Here is a 21,609-nt window from a genome sequence, read left to right on the forward strand (position 1 = left end):
TGAAGGCTATTCTCACAAAGCCATCATTCAGAGCAAGACCGCCGAAAAAGAAAGCGTGCTGCCGGGCGTCCACTTGGTAACGTCACTAGCAAAGCGGGTTATGCTCGGCACCTTCCAGGGGCGCTTTGACCCGCAGTATTTGCAGCGCTACCTGGATGAATATGTCTTTCGCTTCAATCGCCGTAGCTGCAGAGCAGTTGGTAAGCGATTTTGGCGAATCATGCAACAAGCCGCTCAATCAGCGCCAGTTCCTTTGAAGAATCTGGTTCTGGAACCTGCTACTTGAGCGAGGTGGATAACCAGAAAGACCATAATCCCGGCAACGACCGCGAAAAGAAGGCCAAAAACAAAATCATTGAAAAACTGGAACAACAGGAAGAAGCCGATAATGGCCCCGACCGGCTCGGACAACCCGGAGAGAAACGACAGACCGAAAGCCTTCTTCCGGCTGTTGGTCGCGTAATATAGCGGAACTGAGACAGCGATTCCTTCCGGGATATTGTGAATCGCAATTGCACCGGCGATACTCATGCCCAGCGCGGGGTCCTGCAAGCCACCGACAAAGGTCGCCAAACCTTCGGGAAAGTTGTGAATCGCAATCGCCAAAGCAGAAAAAAGTCCCATGCGATGCAACTTCTGACGCTTGAGTTCCTCATCGTCCATTTCATCAACATCACGTATTTCATGTGGGTTTTCATAGCTTGGAACAAACTTGTCGATCAGCGCTATCAGCATTATTCCTGCAAAGAAGGCAAGCGTCGTGTAGAGATAGCCCTGAAATTCTCCCGCAGCCGCAGTGAGAGCATCACGTGCTTTGACAAATATTTCCACCAGCGAGACATAAATCATCACGCCCGCAGAAAAACCAAGAGAAACGGTCAGAAAACGCGTGTTTGTGCTTTTCGCGAAGAATGCCAATGCACTGCCGACACCTGTCGACAAACCGGCAAAAACGGTCAAACCGAATGCGAACAGAACCGACCCCATGTCGTAATTCACGGAGTTCTCCCCCAAAGAAATTTACTGGTAATGAATGAACAGGCAAAAGATTACTTTATCTGTTATAGATTGTAAATAAAATTACATAAGATAATCAGGTGCGTTCAAATGGCTCGTAAAGCCTCTTGTATTCGTCCTGGGCATAACGATCGGTCATGCTGGCAATATAGTCACAGATAACCCTTTGCGTGCCGAATTGATCAAACCTTTGCTGGTATTTTTCCGGTAAAAGTGACGGGTTGCTACTGTAGTTTTCAAACAGCAGCGTCAGGAAGCGTTCAGCCTTTACCCGCATACGCTCGACTTTATGATGGCGATAAAGCTTGGCGTAGAGAAATTTTTTCAACTGTTGGTTTAATTGCTTCATTTCGGGACTGAAGCTGGCGAGATTCTTTGGCTGGATCCGGATATCCGCCTGGCTGCGTATATTAGCGTTATCGATTTTCCGTGCTGTGGTCGCGACGAGATCGTGGATCAATGCACTGATCAGGTAACTGATGGTTTGCAGCGTCTGTCTGCGTTCATCCAATGCCGGGAACTTCTCGCCCACCTTCGCCCAGGTTTTCTGCCAGAGCTCCACCTGCGAAAGATCTTGAAGACTGATAAAACCCGCCTTCAGGCCGTCATCAATATCATGGTTGTTGTAAGCGATTTCATCAGCCAGATCGATAATCTGCGCTTCCAGTGTCGGCCGTTCATCCGGCGCATACGCTTCGATCGCTGAATTTCCGGCAGCATCATAGTCGGAAGAATGCTTGATGATCCCCTCCCGCACCTCCCAACTAAGATTCAAACCGTCAAAATCAGGGTAGCGGTGTTCAAGAGTTTCAACGATGCGCAAGGATTGCCGGTTATGTTCAAAGCCACCGTAATCCTTCATCAGCCGATTGAGAGCATCTTCGCCAGTGTGGCCGAAAGGAGTGTGACCAAGATCGTGTGCCAGGGCCAAGGCTTCAACCAGGTCTTCGTTGAGCCGCAGACTTCGTGCGATACCGCGAGCAATTTGCGCAACTTCCAGTGAATGTGTCAATCGTGTCCGGTAGTAATCCCCCTCATGGTTGACGAAAACCTGGGTTTTATACTCCAGTCGACGAAACGCGGCACAATGGATAATTCGGTCACGATCCCGCTCATAAGCGAGACGGACATCTTTGTAAGGCTCTTCATGGGCACGTCCACGGCTCTCTTCACTGTGGGCGGCATAATCCGCTAATCCGTTCTGACGCATAGCTTTACCTTTCAGTTCTGTGTTTGCACCCTGAATATAATAGCCGCAAAAGACAGACTATGTCACACTAGCCTTTTAGCAGTTTGCCCCCAAGCAGAATCAACATGCAGCCGAGCACACTTTTGATAAGCGGTTGCAGCCGGAGAAAGTTGCCCTGTACTCTGCGGTCGGAAATCACTAACGCCATTAACGCATACCAGCTGAAAGAAATAAGAAACATGCTGATGGCGAGAAAAATTTTCGCCCAGAGTGGAAAGTGATTTTCAATCATCAGGGTAAACAGGCTCAGGTAAAAAGCCCAGGCTTTCGGGTTCGTCAGGTTTGTCAGCAGTCCAGTGTAGTAGGCCGCTTTCGCTGATATCGAGAGCCCACTGTTCGTGGGATTTGTGCTGACCATCTGTTGCCGACAGCTCAGCAGCGTACTGATGCCGAGATAAATCAAGTAACCCCCGCCAAGATAACGGATAAGTGTCGAAAAGTATGGCAGTGTACTGATCAGGACAATCAGCCCCAAAAGACCGGCAATGGCAAAAATCCCGCTGCCGGTTGCGACACCTAAGGCAGAATACAAGCCGGTACGGCGTGAATCACTGAGCGACCGATTGACAACGAAGATAAAATTAGGACCAGGGCTGATAATCGCGACAGTGAAAATCAACAGCATTGAGCAGATGTTGAACCAGATGTCTTCCATAACAGGTGCTTTCGTCAATATATACTTGCACTTGATCAGCGAGTTCGGCAAAGTGTGCCTGTCCAAAAGGAGTCAATAGTAGCATGAGAATCATCAGTGGAACAGCGCGCGGACGCCAGCTGGCTGCTTTTGTCGGCAGCGGTATCAGACCGACACCGGACCGGGTGCGAGAAGCGCTTTTCAGTATCTTGCAGAGCCGACTTGGCACATTTCATGGCCTTAAAATTCTTGAGTTGTTTGCCGGCAGCGGAGCGCAATCTCTCGAAGCTCTCAGTCGCGGAGCTGACTCTGCAATTGCCGTCGACTCCAGCGCCCAATCCTGTAAGCTGATCAAGGAAAATGCGCAGCGCTGCAAGCTGGAAGATCGCCTGCAGATTGTCAGGCAAGATGTCTTTGCTGCGCTCTCGCAGGTATCTGGATATGCCCCCTTCGACCTGATTCTGCTCGACCCACCCTACAACAAACAACTCATTCCACGCGCTCTGCAGGAGATAGAAACCTTGCAACTACTCAGCGAAGATGGAATAATCTGTGCCGAATCGGCCTCTAATGAAGTGATTGATGATTGCGGGAAGCTTACTTTAATTGCCAGCCGCAAGTATGGATCCTCAACGATCCACCTGTTTTCCTGGAATGAGGACTGAAATGAACCGACACATTGCCATATACCCCGGCTCCTTCGACCCTTTTACCAACGGTCACCTCGACATTGTCAATCGTGGCCTGGAAATTTTTGAAAAACTGATTATCGCTGTTGCCTGTAATTCTGAAAAAAATGGGTTTTTCACGTTCCAGGAGCGAGTCGACCTGATCACTGAACTGGTCGCTGACAATCCGCGTGTCGAAGTTGAAGCCCTGGACGGTCTGCTGGTCGATTACGTTGTCAAAAAGGAAGCTCGGGTTATCCTGCGAGGTTTGCGGGCGGTTTCCGACTTTGAATTTGAATTCCAGCTGGCGCAGATGAATCACACCGTCTGCGAGCAGGTAGAAACCCTGTTCATGATGACCTCGCCGGAATGCGCTTATTTAAGCTCGTCGGTGGTGAAAGAGGTCGGTCGATTGGGCGGTGATGTCAGCAAGTTTGTACCGCCGCCTGTCCTGCGGGCACTCCAGAAAAAGTTTGCTGAGATGAAGTAACACAAAGGGCGCTTACTAAGCGCCCTTTTCTATTCCTGCCAGTTTTCCATGCGGTCGACAAAAGTATTCAACTCTTGGACGACCAGTTTCTCCAGTTTTGCCCCCTTTTCAGCCGACGCTTTGCCCGGGTCTCCCCAAACTCCGCCCGGCCAATATTTCTGTTTATCGCGCACCAGCATGCCGACCGGAAAGTCTGGAAATTCCCTTTCAGCCGTCCCTTTGACCAACTGTGGATGGCTGTGGAGCATACGTGACGTCTCGATTTCCCCTGCGTGTGAATCCCCGTCCGTTTCAATCAGCTCTTTTCCAACTTTAGCCGCGATCATGTATTCCGTCAAAACAGCGATTTTTATATCCGGATACTGCTGTAAAAGCATTTCCCCGGCATCGGTCAAAGTTGCCATGTGGGTTCCACCTGCATGGCCGCTGATCAGAACAAAATTACGCAGTCCCTGCCGATACAGAGCAGAAACGACATCGAGGGTGAGTACCTTCAGAGTCTCCGTAGAGATACTTAAGGTGCCGGGGTGATTGAAAGTCGAACGGCAGACACCATAATGAATCGGCGGAGCGATAAAGATATCACGAACCTCCGCAAGTTTCCTGCCGACTTCGCTAGCATGCAGGGTGTCTGTATCGAGTGGCAGATGAGTGCCATGCTCTTCAGTTGAACCAAAGGGAACCAGGACAGTCCGGGTTTTTTCCAGCCCGGCAGTGAACTCGTTCATGGTCATATTGGAGATAATCATAATACTCAGCAGTTTGTTAATGTATAACTTTATCTATAGCTAAAGAAGTCCAAGATAAACATGAGTTTGTGGGATTATACGTACGTTTGGGTTTATTGCCGCAACAACATCCTGCATCTTCAGTAAATGCTGGGTACCCATCCCCGGTTTGGCTTCGATCGTTACCGGCTGCAAAATCAAGCTGATGTTCTCAGAAACCGAAGAAACAATCTCAGCGGCCTTTTGCAATTCGGCATCTGTCGTTTCCCTGCCGACAACAATTTTTACGTAACATTGCGTGCGATTGGCGATCTCGAGAAAACAACGCTGAAGCTCCCAGTCAGTTTTCTCACCAGACATCGATTCAAGCTTGATGTCCATCGAAACCCAGTCGATCTGGCTAATGAGTGTTTCCAGCTGATCGGGCAGAGTCCCATTCGTTTCCAGATAGATCGGTAGCAGTTTACGCAGAACAGGCAAACACTCTTGCAACAAATCTGCATGCAGCAAAGGCTCACCACCTGTCAGGCTGAACGAATGATGAACTCCGGGAGCCTTGGCGCACCAATCACTGAAGGTTTCCATCAATCGCGGCAAAGAAACCGGGTTTTCCAGTTCAATTATGGTGCCGCTTCCTGGAGGGTTTTCCAGCAGACAGCTTTTGGTGGAAGCAAAGGGAGTATCGCAGTAATTGCAGTTCAGATTACAGTTCGGCAGTCGCAGGAAGATCTGGCGACAGCCGACCAGCAGCCCCTCCCCCTGGATGGAGGAGAAGGCTTCGATCAAAGGAAGGTCAATCTGCGGTATAGCTGGCACAGGCGTTATCCGATTCCCAGACGGTGACGCGTTCGACAATGACGCCGCTTCCCTGCAGATCGTCGACCAGTTCATCAAAAACATACTTGGAAATCCGCTCGGACGAGGTGCTGACCCCCTTGAACGGCTCAAGATCATTCAGATACTTATGGTCAAGGAAGTCCATAACTTTATTGGTTTTTTTCTTGAGAATTTTGAAGTCAATGCCAAGACCTGCATCATCGAGGGTGCTGGTTTTGACCGTCACTTCAACCTTCCAGTTATGACCGTGCAGGTTTTCGCAATCGCCGTCGTAATTCAAAAGATTGTGCGCGGCGGCAAAGTGGGTCTGTATCGTCAAATGGTACATTTAAGCTCCTGTTGTTCGATCAGAAATGAAGATCGTCTTCCATGTCACGTTGCGGGGCCTTGCCACCGTCAATCGCGTATTCTTCGTTCGCCCAATTACCCAGATCGACCATACGGCAGTTTTCCGAACAGAACGGGCGTGACTCATTTCCCTGCCACGCGGTTTCAGCACCGCAGCGGGGACATTTTACTTTCAGGTTCGTCATTTATCCACTATACAAAGAAAGTTTTCAGAATAGCAACTTGCTGTTTTTAAGTGATGTAGAGAGGAACATCAAGGGTTCAGCGTTTTAGCACAGTTTCGGGAAAAAATCGATCAGTGATTCTTCTGCAGCAGCATTGATAATTGTTCGGCGGGAACCGCTTTACTGAAAAGGAAGCCTTGAAACTGGGTGCAATCGAGTTGCTGCAGAAAATCACGTTCGGAATGCAGCTCAACCCCTTCTGCCACCGTCGACAGGTTTAGGCTTTTGGCGAGATAAATGATTGTGGACACGATCGCGCGGCTATTGTTGTTTTGAGAAACTTCCATAATAAAGCTGCGATCAATTTTCAGTTCATCGAGAGGAATTCTCCGCAGGTAACTGAGGGAAGAATACCCGGTTCCGAAGTCATCTATCGACAACTTGATGCCGAGTTCACGCAGCTTGCCGAACAGTTCGATCTTTCTTTCCACATCAGAGATAAGGAAACTTTCGGTCAGTTCAAAGGTAAGGTAGTTCGAATCAACTCCCGTTTCGGCAATGATACTCTGAACAAAAGGCAAAAAATCCTTATCGCCCAACTGCTTGGCCGACAGGTTCACCGCCAGGTTGATACGGTTGCCGTGCTGGTGCCATTCCCGCAATTGCTTGCACGCCTCCTTCAGGCACCAATTGCCAATCGGCACAATCAAACCCGTCTCTTCGGCATGCGGCAGAAATTTGTCGGGGAAAATCAGCTCTCCGTTTGGTTGCCAGCGAATCAAAGCTTCAGCACCCGTCACCCGCCCCGTTCCCAAATCGACTTTCGGCTGATAGTAAAGCAGAAATTCTTCGTTCGTGAGCCCCTGACGCAAACTGGCATCGAGCTGGAGTCGCTTTTCGTATTTCTCGTTGATCTCCTTCGAAGAGAACTGAAAGCTGTTGCCCCCTTGCCGTTTGACAAAATCTTTGGCGCTTCCCGCCAAACGCATCAACTCAGACAGATCTTCGGCCTCATCCGGATAGACAGCAATGCCGATGCTGGCGGAAACATAATAATCATTCCCTTCAACATGCATGGTCGCTTCGATCTCACTGTTGATCCGCCGAGCGATCTGAACCACAGATTCAGCGCTAGGCACACGTGTCAGCAGCAGAGAAAAGACATTGCGCTCAAGGTGGAACAGCTTGATTTCTGCATCCTGCTTATCAACCAGGTGCACAAGCAGATCGGAATCACGGATAACATTCTGGATCCGTGCCGTCACCAAGCGCAACACCGCATCCCCCGCGTTTAAACCGACCGTGTTGTTGATACTGTCAAAATTGTCGATTTCAATGTTCAGCAGCGCAAGCTTGTCATCATGCCGGGATGCGCTTTTTAAAACCCAGGCCAGATCATCCAGGAACATCTGCTTGTTCGGTAACTGCGTCAAAGTATCGTAATAGGCCAGCTGATTCTGATAGGCCTTTGAATAAAGGATATTGCGCACCCGCATGCAGAGTTCGAGCGTGTCAAGCGGCTTACTCAGGTAATCGGTCGCTCCCAGTTCAAGCGCCTTTAGCTTGTTTTCGTCTTCATCACTTGCGGTCAGAATGATGACCGGCAAATATTTGAATTTAGGATGATTTCTCAGGTGTGAGAGAATATCGAAGCCGGAGACTTCCGGCATTACAAGATCGAGCAGGATCAGCTCAGGGCGTTCGCTTTCGATGACGTCATACGCCTGCAAGGGATCCTGCAGGGCAATCACGTTGCTGTAGCCGTTATCCCTGAGCATGTCTTCAATGATCGACAGGTTCAGCGCAACATCGTCAATCACCAGCACCTTGGCAGAAAGATGATGTTTAAAGCCGTCATTGATGAAATTTGTAACCAAACCGCTCCCCCTTCCCCTCCGAAACAGTATCTATTGTAAAAGCTTGGAGATTTTTAACAACTGAAAAATGGCATTTGAGATTCAATTTTAATCTCTGCCCGGGAAATGCGTAAGAACTGCTTAAACAAAAAAAGAAATCAAGCATTAAACTTGACTTCTTTTTACGTGGAGCGGGAAACGAGATTCAAACACGCGACGTCAACCTTGGCAAGGTTGCACACAACCACTAAGTTATTCCGGAAAATGCCTATTTAAGCAAAAAAAGCTCTAATGATTTCAGGTGCATTCGTCATGAAACTCACTGCTTTTGAGATATTTTAACCAGAACATCTAAAGAGGGAAAGCATGATGGCCCAACAGTTTTGCTGATATTCTTTTTCCATGACCTACTCCTGGTAAACTAGGGCCCGAATCAGGCCGCTCGTTGCCCCTCCTTATACGTGGTACCGTCACTGATAGAAATAACTTTCTTGATTCCGTTCTCACTTATGAACCGATTGATTCGAGCATCCAGATCATTGAGTTCCTTATGCGCCCGGAACGGCTCCAGCGGTTCACCAAAAAGTCTGGCCTTGATCTAGGATTGACGGTAGCTACAAAGATTCATTTGATGAACCAATCAGCAATATAAAGCCATTTGTAGAGCCCAACGATAAGCATTACTGTCAGTCATCGCTCTGCATCGGTCTCAACAATCCAAAGAACGTTACTTTATGTTATTCATATACCATGATAACACTTCCTTACTAATGTTGAGATTCTTTACACGACCAAGAAAATGTACTATTGAGTCACTTTTTAATTAAGCAATATCTGGTATTTGTAACCATGGCTTAGTTGTTGCAATTTAGGAGTGGGTGCAATGAAAGGAGGAAAAATTAAAAAAACCACTATTTTTCATTAAGTAGTTGTAGTTTTGCCGCGAACTCCCGGATCCTAAAACCCTAATCACCCATATCTATATTATTCGAATCTACCTGTTATTTTAAAAACAATTTATTGCTCAGAAAACACTAACCACACAACTGAGATATGCCTATCTCAAGGAGGCAAAATGAAAAAGGTTGGTTTGAGCGGTTTACTATGCTTTTTACTCATGTTGTTGCTTACAGGTACGGCGCTAGCAGCCAAACCTGCCCCATCCCCGTCCGGCACTGGAATTTTAACCGGCAAGGTACTGATCGCTGGTACCCGCACTGCAATCGTTGGCGCAACAGTGACTGCTGTCGGCGCTGTAGAAACTCTTTCTGCCACAACCGACAGTAAAGGGGTTTACACCATGACTCCTCTTGCTGGTGGCTACAATGTCACTGCCAGTGCTGATGGCTACATCAGCCAGTCATTCTCGGCAACAGTCGGTGATGGTACCAAAACCACTCTCAACTTCGCTCTATCAGAAGTGATCGCTACTGGTGGCACGTTGACCGGGTCGGTAACTGATGCTGCTACCGGCTTACCGCTTGTTGCCGCACTGGTTGCAACCGATCATGGTGGCTATAGCGACGCCACAGACGAACAGGGTCAATACCTGCTGGACGTTGCAGCAGGGACCTATGAGCTGACAGTATCGCTGGATGGCTACCAGGCCGCGACCCTGGCAGCCACAGTTGCTGCCGACGAGACAGCCAGCACGGATTTCGCCTTGACTCCAGTCTCTGCAGGGCTGGCAATTACATCCTTAACAGCAAGCCCGGACAGCTTTGTCGAGGCAACTGTCACGACCCTCTCCCTGACAGCTGTCATCGATGGCGCTCCAACCTCTTACCAGTGGATTCAGGTTTCTGGGCCGAAGGTTCCGCTAGTTCCTGCCGGTGAAACTGCTAGCGCTGATGTTAGCACACTGGAAATCGCCGCAGAGTGCGAGCTGGTTTTCGAACTGACCGTTGCTGATGCCAGCAGCTCTGTCAGCCAAACAGTCACCGTTCTGATGCAGCCGGCCAACATGCTCCAGTATCCGGGACTCAACGTCCAGATCGGTGGTTCGACCACTGCCGTAGCCCGTTTCCAGTACAGTGGCACGGAATGGTGCCTGTTCAATATCGGTACCACCCTGAAAGCGACACCGGTCAGTACGACAAAAGGCGCGGTTTATGAGTTAACCCTGCCGGCATTGATTTACGACATCGAAATCATCACCTACAATGGTGGAACATATGCACTGATCGCAAACGGCGGTGCCGGTGTTACCGTAGTCAACATTGCTGATCCTGCAGCAATGAGCGTCGTCAGTTCTGCTCCGGTCAACTACTACTTTGACGGAGTCATCTTCGCCGAAGGTGGCGGCTCGATCCTTTACGACAATATTTTCGAAAGCGATGCCGGGCCGGTCGTCGCCCTAGCAACCGACGGTGTCGATCTGTATATTGGCGATCACGATTACGGCATCCACAAAACCTCGCTAGCCAACCTGTTCGCCGACAGCCGTGAAGCCGACGGAACCCTGCTGATCGACCAGGAGGTCCTCACAGTTCAGTACGCTGGCGAACACGGCTGGGGGGGTCCGTTTTCACTCAAGCTCTACGGTGGCAAACTGTTTGCCGGTCTCGGCGCCCTCGGTATGGGTATTTTCGATCCGGCAACCCTGGAGCAGACCGGACGCTACAACCTCTACACCGATGAAGCCCGCATCGAAGACTACGAAGGCGCCATGGCGATCAGTCAGACCGTTGCCAGCGACCCGGTTACCGGCGACCCCTATCTCGACGATTTCACCGGCATGCCGGACTATCGCCAGGTCAACTACGAAATCGGCACCATCATGCACGGCAGTGGTGACGGAGATACCCCATGGGCCGATTTTGAACGTGAAGGCAAGTGGTATTACGAAGCGGTCGATGTTGATGTCGCCCAACAGGGCGCTCGCACTATCGCCTTCATCGCCTATTCTCTCGGCGGCGTAGTGGCGGTTGACGTCACCGGCTTTGAAAGCGCAACCTCAAGCAGTTTTCTGAGCGCCCCCTACCTCGGTTATTTCGTCGCGGTTCCAGCTAACGGCCCCTATGACACCGGATCTCAGCCATCCAGTCTGCTACCGTACGAGGGTGCCGGAATGCTCAAAGAATCGGGCGTGCTCAGTGTTGATGTGCTGGGTGACCGGGTCTTCCTGACTGACCATTTTGCCGGTATGGTTATCCTCAGCGGTGCAGCGACACCGGAAAACTGGAGCGGCGATGCTCCGCCGTATGATAACGACAGCGACGGCATCCCGAACAACAATGTTCCGGAATACGAGGATGTTACCTCCTACGACATGTCTGCCTGGGATCCGACCGACAATGAGTCGCTGCCTTGGGCTTATTATCAAGCACCGTGTGAGCTGGCCACTCGCGAGCTGAAAGGTCACGGTTACGGCCTGACCCTGATGGACAACATCGATTTGACCGCTGCTGGCCAGATCGATGTACTCGAATGCTCTACCGGCGGCGGTTTCGTCATGGTCGACGTTACTGACATCAGCGCAGCGGTCATGACCGATCGCTTCGACATCAGCGTTTACTTCCCATCGACCGACGAAATCGGTGCGGCACCGGACGGATCTCCGAGCGCCACCATCGCCATCGGCCACACCGACGGCATCGCATCGACGGAAAACTACATTTATGTTTCCGATGGCCCGCACGGCATCACCGCTTGGAAGATCACTGACGACCTCGGTTACCCGACCGATGCTATCCACGTTGTTGGCAACACCATTCAGGATGAGTATCCGATCGAAGTCAACGGCGAACTGATCTATCCGGCCTCGCACACAGTGCGGAATGTGATTGACGCATCCGGCGACTACACGTGGGCCCTCTGTGTCGGCAACGGTCTGCGCAGGGTACCGATCGCTGACATCGAAGCCGGCATCGGCAGTGCTGGCGTACCGGCACTGATGAAGCTGTACATCGAGGACAGTTTCGAGCACAACGGTGATTGGGGCGTGGTCCGCAAGTTTAACTATCAGGATCAGGCCTACGACGTGGAATTTCTCGGTAACTACGCCTATGTCGCCGACGGCACCAACGGTCTGACTATCTATGACATTAGCAAAGATTCGACCAAGGCCAACAGTGGCTTCTTTGTCGGCAACATCGGCTACAACCAGGGCAGTCCGCTACTCGGCACCGCCTCCGGTATCGAGTTGTGGACCGATCCAGCCACCAATAATCGCTACGCTGTGCTGGCCAGTGGCCCTTACGGCGTCGCCGTGGTTAACGTCACTGATGTGAACTCCATGCAGATCGTCAAGGTCTTCGAGCCGATCAAATACGAAAACGGTGACCTTGGATCGGCCGATGGTCAAGCAATGGATCTGGAAGTGATCGGTGACATCGCTTACTACGGTTACGACAGTTTCGGGCTGATTGCTTATAGCATGACCGATCTGATCGAGCCGCTACCTGATGGTGTCGACCCAACCGAGCTGTTCAAGAAAGAGACAGACGGAACCGTACTCTACGACTACCGCCCGGAATTTCTCGGCAAATTCAAATTGCAGGAACAGCTGGGCTACGAAGATGTCGATGGTGGTACCGTCAAGATGGCCTACACCGAGCAGGCGGGCAAGCTCTACATCTACGCCGCCTTCGGCCACTATGGCGTAGTCAAAATCGACTACACCGACCCAACCACTCCAGTCATGCTGGATGCAGTACCGACTGCCAACGAATGCGTCGATGTCGAAATCGCTAATGGCCGGCTATATGTCGCCGACCACGGCGGTGGTTTAGTTCTGTTCAAATAACGGCAAAAAGGGGCGCTCCATCCGGGGCGCCTCACCTCTTTCGGGTCTGCCTATCTTATTTTTTTTAAAAAGCCATCCCCTTCTTAGACGGGGTAGAACTGCTCGAAAGGGACTTGAACATCCTTGAATACCCTCAGAATCCATGTTAGCTTTCGCCCAATTTTTTATTGATCTAGAGGAAGCCAATGGTCCTTCAGGGAACAATAGTAAATATTTCTGCCGTTGCAACAGGTTGCTTAGTTGGTAAATGGGTTGGGAGCTACCTGTCTGCCAAAATGAGAGAAACAATGATGGCAGGGCTGGGATTAGCAGTTCTGCTTATCGGGTTACAGCTCGCATTGCAAAGCAATCAAATAATGATTGTGATTGGCAGTTTAATTTTCGGTGGCCTGCTCGGAGAGGGGCTTGGTATTGAAAAACGCCTGGAAAACTTTGGCCATCAATTGCAAAAGCGCTTTTCCGGAATGGGAAAAATCTCTGAGGGATTCGTAACCGCAAGCCTGCTCTACTGCGTTGGGGCAATGGCTATCATGGGGGCTCTACAGGATGGCATGGGAGGAACTCCAACAATCCTCTATGCCAAAGCTGCACTTGATGGGGTTGCATCAATTGCTCTGACCTCCACGCTTGGAATTGGCGTTATTTTTTCTATCTTTCCATTGCTCCTGTACCAGGGAAGCATTACTTTGGCGGCGGGTTTAGCTTCCTCGATCCTCACTGAGACAGTTGTTACCGAGATGAACGCTGTTGGCGGGTTGTTGATTGTCGCTATCGCCATCGATCTACTTGGTATCAAAAGACTGCCAGTCGGAAATCTTCTGCCCTCCGTGTTCGTTGCTATAGGTTTGCTCTGGCTATTTGGAATGGCCTAACGGGGCATTTTATCCCAAGTTGTAATGGCTTTACACTCCTCCAGGCTGCTCCCCACCGACAGTTTCACTCACGGGAACATTTACAGACAACATTCCCGTGAGCGAAAAGAGATTAGCTATAGCAGTGGAGTACAAAGCACCATACGAAAACTAACGGGGCCTGATGCGTTTAGATCATACCTTTTCACCCTTTAGCACAGAGCGAGGGTAAAGATCTCTTTGTGCGGCAAAGCGCAGGAGGAAATATCCCGAAAGTGCGGACACAAGAGACCCGAGCAACACCCCGAGTCGAGCAGATTCAGCCATCTCCGAGGACATCCCGCCAAGAGCCAGGGTTGCGATAAACAGGCTCATGGTAAAGCCGATGCCACAGAGAACGGCCATACCGAGAAACTCAAGCCAAGTGACACCTTGTGGCAAACGGGCGAACCCAAGCCTTACTCCCAGCCAGCTAAAAACAAAGATACCAAGCGGCTTGCCAACAAACAGACCGGCCGCGATGCCTAACGGCAAAGGCGAGAGCAGGTCATTCAGTGAAAGTCCTGCGAGGGAAATCCCGGCGTTGGCAAAAGCGAACAGTGGGAGAATCCCAAAAGCGACCCAGGGATGCAGGCTGTGCTCCAGATGCCGCAACGGAGACTTGCCCTGTTGGTTCTGTGTTCGCAATGGAACAGCAAATGCCAGAACAACACCAGCCAAAGTCGCATGTACTCCTGACTTTAAGACACAGATCCAGAGGAAAACCCCAAGCACCATGTAAGCAGCAATCCTCGTCACCCCGGAACGGTTGAGCAAAAACAATCCCAGAATCGCCAACGCCGCCAGAACCAGCGAAGCAACCGACAAATCGGCGGTATAAAACAGGGCAATGATCACGATAGCGCCGAGATCGTCAAGAATCGCCAATGTCAGCAAAAACAGCTTGAGGGATGCGGGAACTTTATTTCCCAGCAAAGCCATGATCCCGAGAGCGAAAGCGATGTCTGTCGCCGCCGGTATTGCCCAGCCCTGCAGAGCGATCGGGTCACTCCAGTTCAACCACAGGTAAATCAAAGCCGGAACCAGCATGCCACCGATTGCAGCGATACCCGGCAAAGCAATCTTTGGCAGGCTGGACAGCTCTCCTTCGAGAATCTCGCGTTTAACCTCGAGTCCAATCAGCAAAAAGAAGATGGCCATGAGACCATCATTAATCCAGAGTAGTAACGGCTTTGCCAGTTCGAGCGCACCAACCTGAAACTCGACATGGGTCTGCAGCAGACCGGTATAGAGCCAGTTGAGGGGCGTGTTGGCAAAAAGGAGCGCCAGCAGCATGGCGCTGATCAGCAGCAGGCCGCTGGCGGATTCAAGTTTCAAAAAATTACGAACAGTCTGTACAGTCATTTTTGTTGTGATTTACCTCGTCTGTTTAAGAAAACGTTCTACGAAAGACCCTTGGCCTGAAGAGCTTCCAGGCGCGCGATCCGCTCTTCCATCGGCGGATGGGTGGAGAAAAGTTTCATCATCGATGACCCGGCGAGCGGATTGACGATGAACATGTGAGATGTCGCCGGCGTTGCTTCCTGCATCGGAGCGGCCTGAACACCCATCTGCAGTTTGCGCAGGGCGCTCGCCAGCGCCAAAGGCTTCCCGCAGATTTTCGCCCCGGCCTCATCCGCCAGGTACTCACGCGAGCGGGAGACAGCCATCTGGATCAGCATGGCGGCGATCGGTGCGATGAAGGCCATCGCCAGGCCACCGAGCAGACCGCCGCCCTCTTCCTCATCGCTATTGCCCCCACCGAAGATCGCTGCCCACTGCAACATGTTGCCGAGCATGGCAATGGCACCTGCGATTGTTGCGGCAACAGTAGAAATCAGGGTGTCACGGTTCTGTACATGGGCCAACTCGTGCGCCATAACCCCTTCCATCTCCTCTTCAGAAAGCAGACGCATAATCCCCTCAGTTGCTGCGACTGCAGCATTTTGCGGGTTACGCCCGGTGGCGAAGGCATTCGGTCCTTCGGACGGGATGATATAGACCTTCGGCATCGGCATCTGCGCCTGCTGCGTCAGGCGACGGACCATGTTGTAAAAGGACGGATGGGTTGATTCGGAAACTTCTTTGGCCCGGTACATCTTCAGGACAATTTTGTCCGAGTACCAGTAGGAGAAGAAGTTCATTCCACCGGCGATGACAAAAGCGATGATCATACCGGAGCGACCGCCGATGGCGCTGCCCATGGCGACCAGCAACAGGGTGAGACATGTGAGTAAAAAAGTTGTTTTGATGCGGTTCATTCTTTTACCTCCAGAACTTTGTTTGCGCTGCAGGTAAAAGAAAAGACCTTTACCCGCAGCATGATTTATGTTCACGCTTGGATAAAGGTCTTGCTGATTACTTAAAGTAACCTCGCGTCCGAGTGACCTATGTCACTGTAATGACGAAACACGAGCCGGCAGTGTCTCCCACCGGTAGCTACTCCCCTTTACACAAATGACTGTAAAAGAGACTTGAGCTTGCTGTCAATAAGAATCGAATTCAATAATTCGTTTTTTCATATGCCTTTTGAAAAAATGTTCACACTTCTGAAATTAGTAGGGACGAGTCACTCTGATGTTTTTGTTCTCTATTGGTCGCGTTCTTCAATAAGTTGTTGCTTGCGTACTTGACATATAAGTACTGGTTTTCCATCCAACAATCGATACATCCGATAACCACAATTACCGTAGCCGCTGCAAGCGTGACATTTTAAATCCTTTATGTCAAAGCCATCAAGATCTTCTGGTTTAAGCTCGAGGTCTTTTGGAGTTTTGCGTGTAGACATGAGTTTAGTCCTCCTGAGTGAATGCATCCGGTCACCATAATTTTGCACAAATCTAGCTTTGCAAATTATGAACCGTTTACGCTCAGGACCTCACTACCCAAAGAAAGAGCCAAGAACGTCCTGTAAAGACTAGAGTTTTTACGTTTTAGAAAATCCACAATTACTTGCTGCCCAAAATTGCAATGTCCACATTTAAGAAAACACCAAAATGCTTGTTGAGAATAGCGATTTTAAAAAATATGAAAATTCAAGGTCTCACAACATCGACGACATTCACGACCCATCACCGGAGCACTTGAGGGAACAATTCAAAAATCAATAATACGCTTTTACAGAGTGGATGTCGGGGGAGCAGGCCGTTTTCAAATATAGTCGGATTTGAAGTTATGATCATTTTAATAATCAACGATATTTCTACAAGCGGTCCTTATTTTTGAAGGGTATTTGGAATAGGGCTGAATTATTCGTAATGCGTCCACATGCGGAGCACTTTAACGGTCATTGTGTCCTCGAGCACCTGATAAACCAGACGATGCTGAATATTGATTCGTCTGGAATATGCTCCGGCCAAATCACCAACAAGTTTCTCATAAGGAGGCGGATTCCGGTATGGATTCTCGGTAACAATCGTAAGAAGTTTTTGTGCTTTTTGTTTCATTCCTGAAGCAGCTAATTTCTTGGCATCTTTCTGGGCTTGCTTGGTATAAACGATCTGCCAGCTCACCAGTCAAGTTCCTCGTCGCATTTATCGATAGGAGTCTGTAGCCCCTCAATAATTGATTCTTTCATTCCGGGAATAGAATGGAGATAGAGGGTCTCTTGAACGGCACGCCAATCGTCTTCTGAAATCAAAACTGCATTGCCGCGCTTACCAGTTATCTGTATTGGCTCATGTGATTCTGAAACTTCGTCAAGCAGCCTGTATAGACTTTTTCTTGCCTCAGTAGCTGTAATGATTGGCATACTAGCCTCCTCTTATGTACGCTATAACGTACGCCGATCGAGAGAGATTGTCAATGTTTCAATTTTCTACGTATTATTCGAGATACCCCAAAAATCGAAATTTTCTTTTTGCAGGACAAAATCAAACTGATCGAACAATTTGCAAATATAGTAATTCCCCATTTTGATAAAACGCAAAAAGCCCTCTTGAACCTTACAGAAACAAGAGGGCTTTATCTGTTTTGAATATTTCTTCAGCTCGCAGTTTTTTCCAGCTTTTCAGCGATCCACATCTTGATGATTGATTGCCGGGGAACACCGAGGCGGCGAGCTTCCTTCTCCAAGGACTGAATCATCCAGACAGGGAAATCAACATTGACTCGCTTTAGCTCCTGTTCTGGGCGACGAGTCCTTGAGAGGTCAAGGTCATCGAGGATGCTTTGTGCTTCGTCAAATTTTTTATCGAAATCTTTAGCTTTCATAAAGTTCGATCTCCTCTTGGCGGGATCGGCGGAAAAGGATGAGGCGAAGACTTCCCTCGCGATAGATCACTACCGCAGACCAATGTTTCCCCCCAATTTTTCCGATAACCAGATATCTTGGTTCATCAATCGTTTTAGCTGGTATCTCCAATAAGTCCGGATCGACCCAAAGGTTCTGAGCTACATCGAAATCAATTCCGTGCTTCTCTAGATCGATGGCGCTCTTTTTCAGGACGTATTCGAAACTCATGGTATAAAAATCATACCTTAATCCACCTATTGTCAACATCATACCTGGGTGGAAGGACTTCTAAGGAAGAGCCGATTCGCAAAAAATTGCCGACTTTTGACTAGATTTTTCCACCGCTAAGTATTTGAAAATAGAGGAATCAGCGAGTAGCGATCATTGCGGGAGGACATTTGGGAAAAATCTAGTTGCCTGCGCTGTAACTCCACTCAATAGATTTGTAACTAGCTGAACATATGAAAAAAGAGGTTAGGACTTTTGTCCTAACCTCTTTTTTAGATGGAGCGGGAAACGAGATTCGAACTCGCGACGTCAACCTTGGCAAGGTTGCACTCTACCACTGAGTTATTCCCGCAAACTCTATTTACAGCTGCTTGTAGCAGCTTATTTCAGTGGAGCGGGAAACGAGATTCGAACTCGCGACGTCAACCTTGGCAAGGTTGCACTCTACCACTGAGTTATTCCCGCTCAGTATTTATGCCCGCCGTGACGAGCGGATGCATTTATAGCAAAACGATTTGCGAGGTGTCAATAAAAAACAGTCTTTTTTCTCGAATCGCTAAACTGCTGATAAATCGAAGCTTTCTATCGAGCGAAAAGTTTAAAGAACTTTGCCAGGTAATCGAACCCGGACCAGAGAGTCATAATCAGGGAGATATAAAAGAAAAAGATGCCAGCATTGTGGAACGAAGCATGGAACAGGTCGACTTCAAGACCGAAAAACCAGTAATAACGGTAATGTAACAACAATCCGATAATCGCAACCATCTGGAAAATGGTCTTGTATTTACCAAGGTTGCTGGCAGCGATGACAATGCCTTCCGCAGAGGCGATTGAACGCAAACCGGTCACCAGCATTTCACGACCTAGAATCAGAAAAACCGCCCAGGCCGGAACCCGATCGAGTGGGATCAGCATGATAAGGGCAGCCATCACAATAAGTTTGTCCGCCAGCGGATCAAGGAATTTCCCGAGCACAGTGACGATCTCCCATTTGCGCGCCAGATAGCCATCCAGCCAATCGGTGATCGCCGCAAGGGAGAAAATAAAGGCTGCCCAGAAGCTCGTCGTTTTCGATTCGAACATCAACAGAACAACAACCACTGGTACGGCCCCGATCCTGGCAAGGGTAAGAATGTTGGGGAGGTTCATCAGTTTGGTGTCGGTGGTATTACTCATTTAATTGATAACCTTTTCACGGCGATAATAGTCGATATATTTCTTCACCCTTTTTACATAATTTTGCGTCTCTTTGTAAGGGGGAATACCGCCATATTTACGCACGGCCGATGGTCCCGCGTTGTATGCGGCCAGTGCATAATCAAGGTTAAAGTTGAAAGAATCAAGCATTTTACGCAAATACAATGAGCCACCGTAGATCGATTGGCGGGGATCAAAGGGGTTACTGACACCGACTTCACGAGCGGTTCCCGGCATCAATTGCATCAACCCCTGGGCACCTTTGTGAGAAACCACGCTGGGATTGAAATTGCTTTCGACCTTTATAACAGCTTTGACCAAGGCAGATTCCAGCCTGAATTTGCTGGCAAAATGCTCTATCAGATCTTCAATCCTGTTCCCATCTCTATCACCACGATACAGGCGATAGTGATTGCCAGTTGGGACATTCGTAAAATGCAGCTGGCCATTCGCATCGACGTAGCGATAGATTGCGGCGGCGGCATCGCTACAGAACCCGAACAGCATGAAAGCAGCGGCAATAAAGATATGAAGTCTCTTTATGAGCATTCTGTAATCTTAGCCGAAGTGATTTTATAATTCAACAGCGTAATTCCGTGAATTTCTTGACATCATTGACAGCGCAACCGATAATGCCGCTCATGAAAATGTAACTTGTATTTGCATTGCTGACCAACGTTTGTCAGGACACCCAAATCATGAAAATTACATCAGATTTTCTCGTTATCGGGACCGGGATCGCCGGTCTTTCCTATGCACTTAAAGTTGCCGACAAGGGAACTGTCTCCCTGATTACCAAAAGAGATATCGACATCACCGCAACCCAATTGGCCCAGGGTGGCATTGCTGCAGTCTCCTCCAAGGAGGACAGTTTTCAGGCCCATGCAAAGGACACCATGGTTGCCGGAGTCGACTTACCCCATGCCGACGTTGTCGATCTTGTGGTTGAAGCCGGCCCGAAAGCAGTCGCTGATCTGATCCAATGGGGAGTCAATTTCAGCCGTAACCGTGATAACGAATACGATTTGACACGTGAAGGCGGTCACAGTCACCGACGCATTCTCCACGCCAAAGATGCCACCGGTCGCGAAATCGAGCGTGCGCTGGTAGAAGCGGCGCAGGCACATCCGAACATTACGCTTTATCAGCACCACATCGCCGTCGATCTTATTACCGAGGCGAAAATCCAGAAACAAGAACTTGATGAGAATCGCTGCCTCGGTGCTTACATCCTTGATATCAAAAACGATGAAGTCATCACTTTTGGCGCCCGTTTCACCGTGCTGGCAACCGGTGGAGCCGGGAAGGTTTATCTTTATACCTGCAACCCGGATATTGCCACCGGCGACGGATTGGCAATCGGCTGGCGTGCGGGAGCGTCTGTAGCCAACATGGAATTCATGCAGTTCCACCCGACGACTTTATACCACCCGAACGCTAAATCTTTCCTGATTTCAGAAGCCGTGCGAGGCGAAGGAGCTATCCTCAAGCGCAGCGATGGCTACGCCTTCATGCCCGATTACCACGACCTGAAAGACCTTGCTCCCCGTGATATTGTCGCCCGCGCCATCGATAACGAGATGAAAAAGCATGGCGACGACTGCGTATTCCTCGACATCACGCACAAAGGCGAAGACTACATCAAAGATCGCTTCCCGACAATCTACCAGACGTGCCTCGAATACGGCATCGACATGACTAAAGAGCCAATTCCCGTCGTTCCGGCAGCGCATTACCTGTGCGGCGGATTGAAGACCGACACCAACGGCGAAACCAGCATTCGTAACCTCTTTGCCATCGGCGAAGTAGCCTGTACCGGCTTGCACGGTGCCAACCGGCTGGCCAGCAACAGCTTGCTCGAAGGGATCGTTTTCGCCAAATTTGCGGCTGAAGAGTCGATCAAACGATTGACCGAGGAGCCGCCATCTTTCCCGTCGATCGAGCCTTGGGATTGTGGCAGTGCGACCTGCAGTGACGAAGAGGTTGTGGTGGCTCACAACTGGGATGAAATCCGCCGCAGCATGTGGAACTATGTCGGCATCGTTCGTTCCAACAAGCGTCTGCACCGGGCCATGAGCCGCATCAACCTGATCCAGGAAGAGATCATCGAATATTACTGGAATTTTTATATCACGTCCGACCTGATCGAACTGCGCAACATCACTACTGTCGCCAAACTGATCGTGCAAAGTGCCTTGATGCGCAAAGAAAGCCGTGGGCTGCATTACACCATCGATTATCCGGAAGCGGATGCGAACTCCCTGCATGACACCATAATTCCCGGTTGCCAATACGCCAATCCATCTGAAACGGAAAAATAAG

At 49.7% G+C, this 21,609-nt stretch carries 23 protein-coding genes and 2 tRNA genes; 6 read left to right on the forward strand and 19 right to left on the reverse strand.

Annotated features, from left to right (window positions below; translation table 11 throughout):
* A partial coding sequence (locus BUB13_RS12890; RefSeq protein ID WP_139249384.1) for a transposase occupies window positions 1–286 on the forward strand: 286 nt, incomplete at its 5' end.
* On the opposite strand, the gene zupT is transcribed toward BUB13_RS12890, so the two are convergent.
* From zupT to BUB13_RS12905, 3 genes are all read right to left on the reverse strand, one after another.
* A complete protein-coding gene (gene zupT, locus BUB13_RS12895) occupies window positions 235–999 on the reverse strand; it encodes a zinc transporter ZupT (protein ID WP_072909187.1) in 765 nt (254 codons plus the stop codon). The two genes, BUB13_RS12890 and zupT, sit on opposite strands and share 52 nt — an antisense overlap.
* A gap of 94 nt (window positions 1,000–1,093) precedes the next feature.
* The gene (locus tag BUB13_RS12900) at window positions 1,094–2,227 is read right to left on the reverse strand and encodes a deoxyguanosinetriphosphate triphosphohydrolase (protein ID WP_072909188.1); all 1,134 of its coding nucleotides are present in this window, start codon (window positions 2,225–2,227) and stop codon (window positions 1,094–1,096) included.
* Between the two features lie 67 nt (window positions 2,228–2,294).
* Entirely contained in the window at window positions 2,295–2,921 is a 627-nt protein-coding gene (locus BUB13_RS12905; RefSeq protein WP_072909189.1) for a LysE family transporter, read from the reverse strand.
* An 83-nt stretch (window positions 2,922–3,004) separates the two neighbouring features.
* Between BUB13_RS12905 and rsmD the strand changes: the two genes are divergently transcribed.
* Together rsmD and coaD are read left to right on the forward strand one after the other, a co-directional pair.
* On the forward strand, window positions 3,005–3,565 hold the full coding sequence (gene rsmD, locus BUB13_RS12910; protein WP_072909190.1) for a 16S rRNA (guanine(966)-N(2))-methyltransferase RsmD: 561 nt from the start codon (window positions 3,005–3,007) through the stop codon (window positions 3,563–3,565).
* Between the two features lies 1 nt (window position 3,566).
* Window positions 3,567–4,058: a pantetheine-phosphate adenylyltransferase gene (coaD, locus tag BUB13_RS12915; RefSeq protein ID WP_072909191.1), complete on the forward strand. Its 492-nt coding sequence runs from the start codon at window positions 3,567–3,569 to the stop codon at window positions 4,056–4,058.
* A gap of 29 nt (window positions 4,059–4,087) precedes the next feature.
* Here the strand turns inward: coaD and BUB13_RS12920 are convergent, their stop codons facing one another.
* The 5 genes from BUB13_RS12920 to BUB13_RS12940 all read right to left on the reverse strand — a co-directional run bounded on the left by BUB13_RS12920 (window position 4,088) and on the right by BUB13_RS12940 (window position 8,012).
* The gene (locus BUB13_RS12920) at window positions 4,088–4,807 is read right to left on the reverse strand and encodes a creatininase family protein (protein WP_072909192.1); all 720 of its coding nucleotides are present in this window, start codon (window positions 4,805–4,807) and stop codon (window positions 4,088–4,090) included.
* Window positions 4,808–4,846: 39 nt separating this feature from the next.
* Complete coding sequence (locus BUB13_RS12925) at window positions 4,847–5,602, reverse strand: 7-carboxy-7-deazaguanine synthase QueE (RefSeq protein ID WP_244151874.1); 756 nt, start codon at window positions 5,600–5,602, stop codon at window positions 4,847–4,849.
* Window positions 5,580–5,951: a 6-carboxytetrahydropterin synthase QueD gene (gene queD, locus BUB13_RS12930; RefSeq protein ID WP_072909193.1), complete on the reverse strand. Its 372-nt coding sequence runs from the start codon at window positions 5,949–5,951 to the stop codon at window positions 5,580–5,582. Before queD ends, BUB13_RS12925 begins: the two co-directional genes overlap by 23 nt.
* A 19-nt stretch (window positions 5,952–5,970) precedes the next feature.
* Window positions 5,971–6,156, reverse strand: coding sequence for a DNA gyrase inhibitor YacG (locus BUB13_RS12935; RefSeq protein WP_072909194.1), 186 nt, complete (start codon window positions 6,154–6,156; stop codon window positions 5,971–5,973).
* Window positions 6,157–6,266: 110 nt separating this feature from the next.
* On the reverse strand, window positions 6,267–8,012 hold the full coding sequence (locus tag BUB13_RS12940) for a putative bifunctional diguanylate cyclase/phosphodiesterase (protein ID WP_072909195.1): 1,746 nt from the start codon (window positions 8,010–8,012) through the stop codon (window positions 6,267–6,269).
* Between the two features lie 1,054 nt (window positions 8,013–9,066).
* Between BUB13_RS12940 and BUB13_RS12955 the strand changes: the two genes are divergently transcribed.
* Both BUB13_RS12955 and BUB13_RS12960 read left to right on the forward strand, forming a co-directional pair.
* Complete coding sequence (locus BUB13_RS12955) at window positions 9,067–12,738, forward strand: carboxypeptidase regulatory-like domain-containing protein (protein WP_072909196.1); 3,672 nt, start codon at window positions 9,067–9,069, stop codon at window positions 12,736–12,738.
* 185 nt (window positions 12,739–12,923) lie between these two features.
* Complete coding sequence (locus BUB13_RS12960; protein WP_072909197.1) at window positions 12,924–13,610, forward strand: DUF554 domain-containing protein; 687 nt, start codon at window positions 12,924–12,926, stop codon at window positions 13,608–13,610.
* A 174-nt stretch (window positions 13,611–13,784) separates the two neighbouring features.
* On the opposite strand, the gene nhaA is transcribed toward BUB13_RS12960, so the two are convergent.
* The 11 genes from nhaA to BUB13_RS13015 form a co-directional block, all read right to left on the reverse strand.
* Window positions 13,785–14,993, reverse strand: coding sequence for a Na+/H+ antiporter NhaA (nhaA, locus tag BUB13_RS12965; protein ID WP_072909198.1), 1,209 nt, complete (start codon window positions 14,991–14,993; stop codon window positions 13,785–13,787).
* A gap of 38 nt (window positions 14,994–15,031) precedes the next feature.
* The gene (gene htpX, locus BUB13_RS12970) at window positions 15,032–15,889 is read right to left on the reverse strand and encodes a zinc metalloprotease HtpX (protein WP_072909199.1); all 858 of its coding nucleotides are present in this window, start codon (window positions 15,887–15,889) and stop codon (window positions 15,032–15,034) included.
* Window positions 15,890–16,218: 329 nt separating this feature from the next.
* Entirely contained in the window at window positions 16,219–16,416 is a 198-nt protein-coding gene (locus BUB13_RS12975) for a hypothetical protein (RefSeq protein ID WP_072909200.1), read from the reverse strand.
* A gap of 460 nt (window positions 16,417–16,876) precedes the next feature.
* Complete coding sequence (locus BUB13_RS12980; RefSeq protein ID WP_072909201.1) at window positions 16,877–17,140, reverse strand: Txe/YoeB family addiction module toxin; 264 nt, start codon at window positions 17,138–17,140, stop codon at window positions 16,877–16,879.
* A complete protein-coding gene (locus tag BUB13_RS12985; RefSeq protein WP_072909202.1) occupies window positions 17,137–17,379 on the reverse strand; it encodes a type II toxin-antitoxin system Phd/YefM family antitoxin in 243 nt (80 codons plus the stop codon). The genes BUB13_RS12980 and BUB13_RS12985 overlap by 4 nt, the downstream gene beginning before the upstream one ends.
* Window positions 17,380–17,612: 233 nt before the next feature.
* Window positions 17,613–17,840, reverse strand: coding sequence for a type II toxin-antitoxin system BrnA family antitoxin (brnA, locus tag BUB13_RS12990; RefSeq protein WP_072909203.1), 228 nt, complete (start codon window positions 17,838–17,840; stop codon window positions 17,613–17,615).
* Complete coding sequence (locus BUB13_RS12995; protein WP_072909302.1) at window positions 17,830–18,090, reverse strand: BrnT family toxin; 261 nt, start codon at window positions 18,088–18,090, stop codon at window positions 17,830–17,832. Before BUB13_RS12995 ends, brnA begins: the two co-directional genes overlap by 11 nt.
* Before the next feature lie 277 nt (window positions 18,091–18,367).
* A tRNA-Gly gene (locus BUB13_RS13000) sits at window positions 18,368–18,442 on the reverse strand.
* A gap of 38 nt (window positions 18,443–18,480) precedes the next feature.
* Window positions 18,481–18,555, reverse strand: a tRNA-Gly gene (locus tag BUB13_RS13005).
* A gap of 117 nt (window positions 18,556–18,672) precedes the next feature.
* Window positions 18,673–19,266, reverse strand: a complete 594-nt coding sequence (gene pgsA / locus BUB13_RS13010) for a CDP-diacylglycerol--glycerol-3-phosphate 3-phosphatidyltransferase (RefSeq protein WP_072909204.1) — start codon at window positions 19,264–19,266, stop codon at window positions 18,673–18,675.
* Window positions 19,267–19,836: a lytic transglycosylase domain-containing protein gene (locus tag BUB13_RS13015; protein WP_161947653.1), complete on the reverse strand. Its 570-nt coding sequence runs from the start codon at window positions 19,834–19,836 to the stop codon at window positions 19,267–19,269.
* Between the two features lie 149 nt (window positions 19,837–19,985).
* Between BUB13_RS13015 and nadB the strand changes: the two genes are divergently transcribed.
* Window positions 19,986–21,608 (forward strand): L-aspartate oxidase, encoded by a 1,623-nt coding sequence (gene nadB / locus BUB13_RS13020; RefSeq protein ID WP_072909205.1) that lies wholly within the window; start codon window positions 19,986–19,988, stop codon window positions 21,606–21,608.
* The last annotated feature ends 1 nt before the right edge of the window (window position 21,609 follow it).

The sequence above is a fragment of the Malonomonas rubra DSM 5091 genome, from assembly GCF_900142125.1.
Lineage (GTDB): Bacteria > Desulfobacterota > Desulfuromonadia > Desulfuromonadales > Geopsychrobacteraceae > Malonomonas > Malonomonas rubra.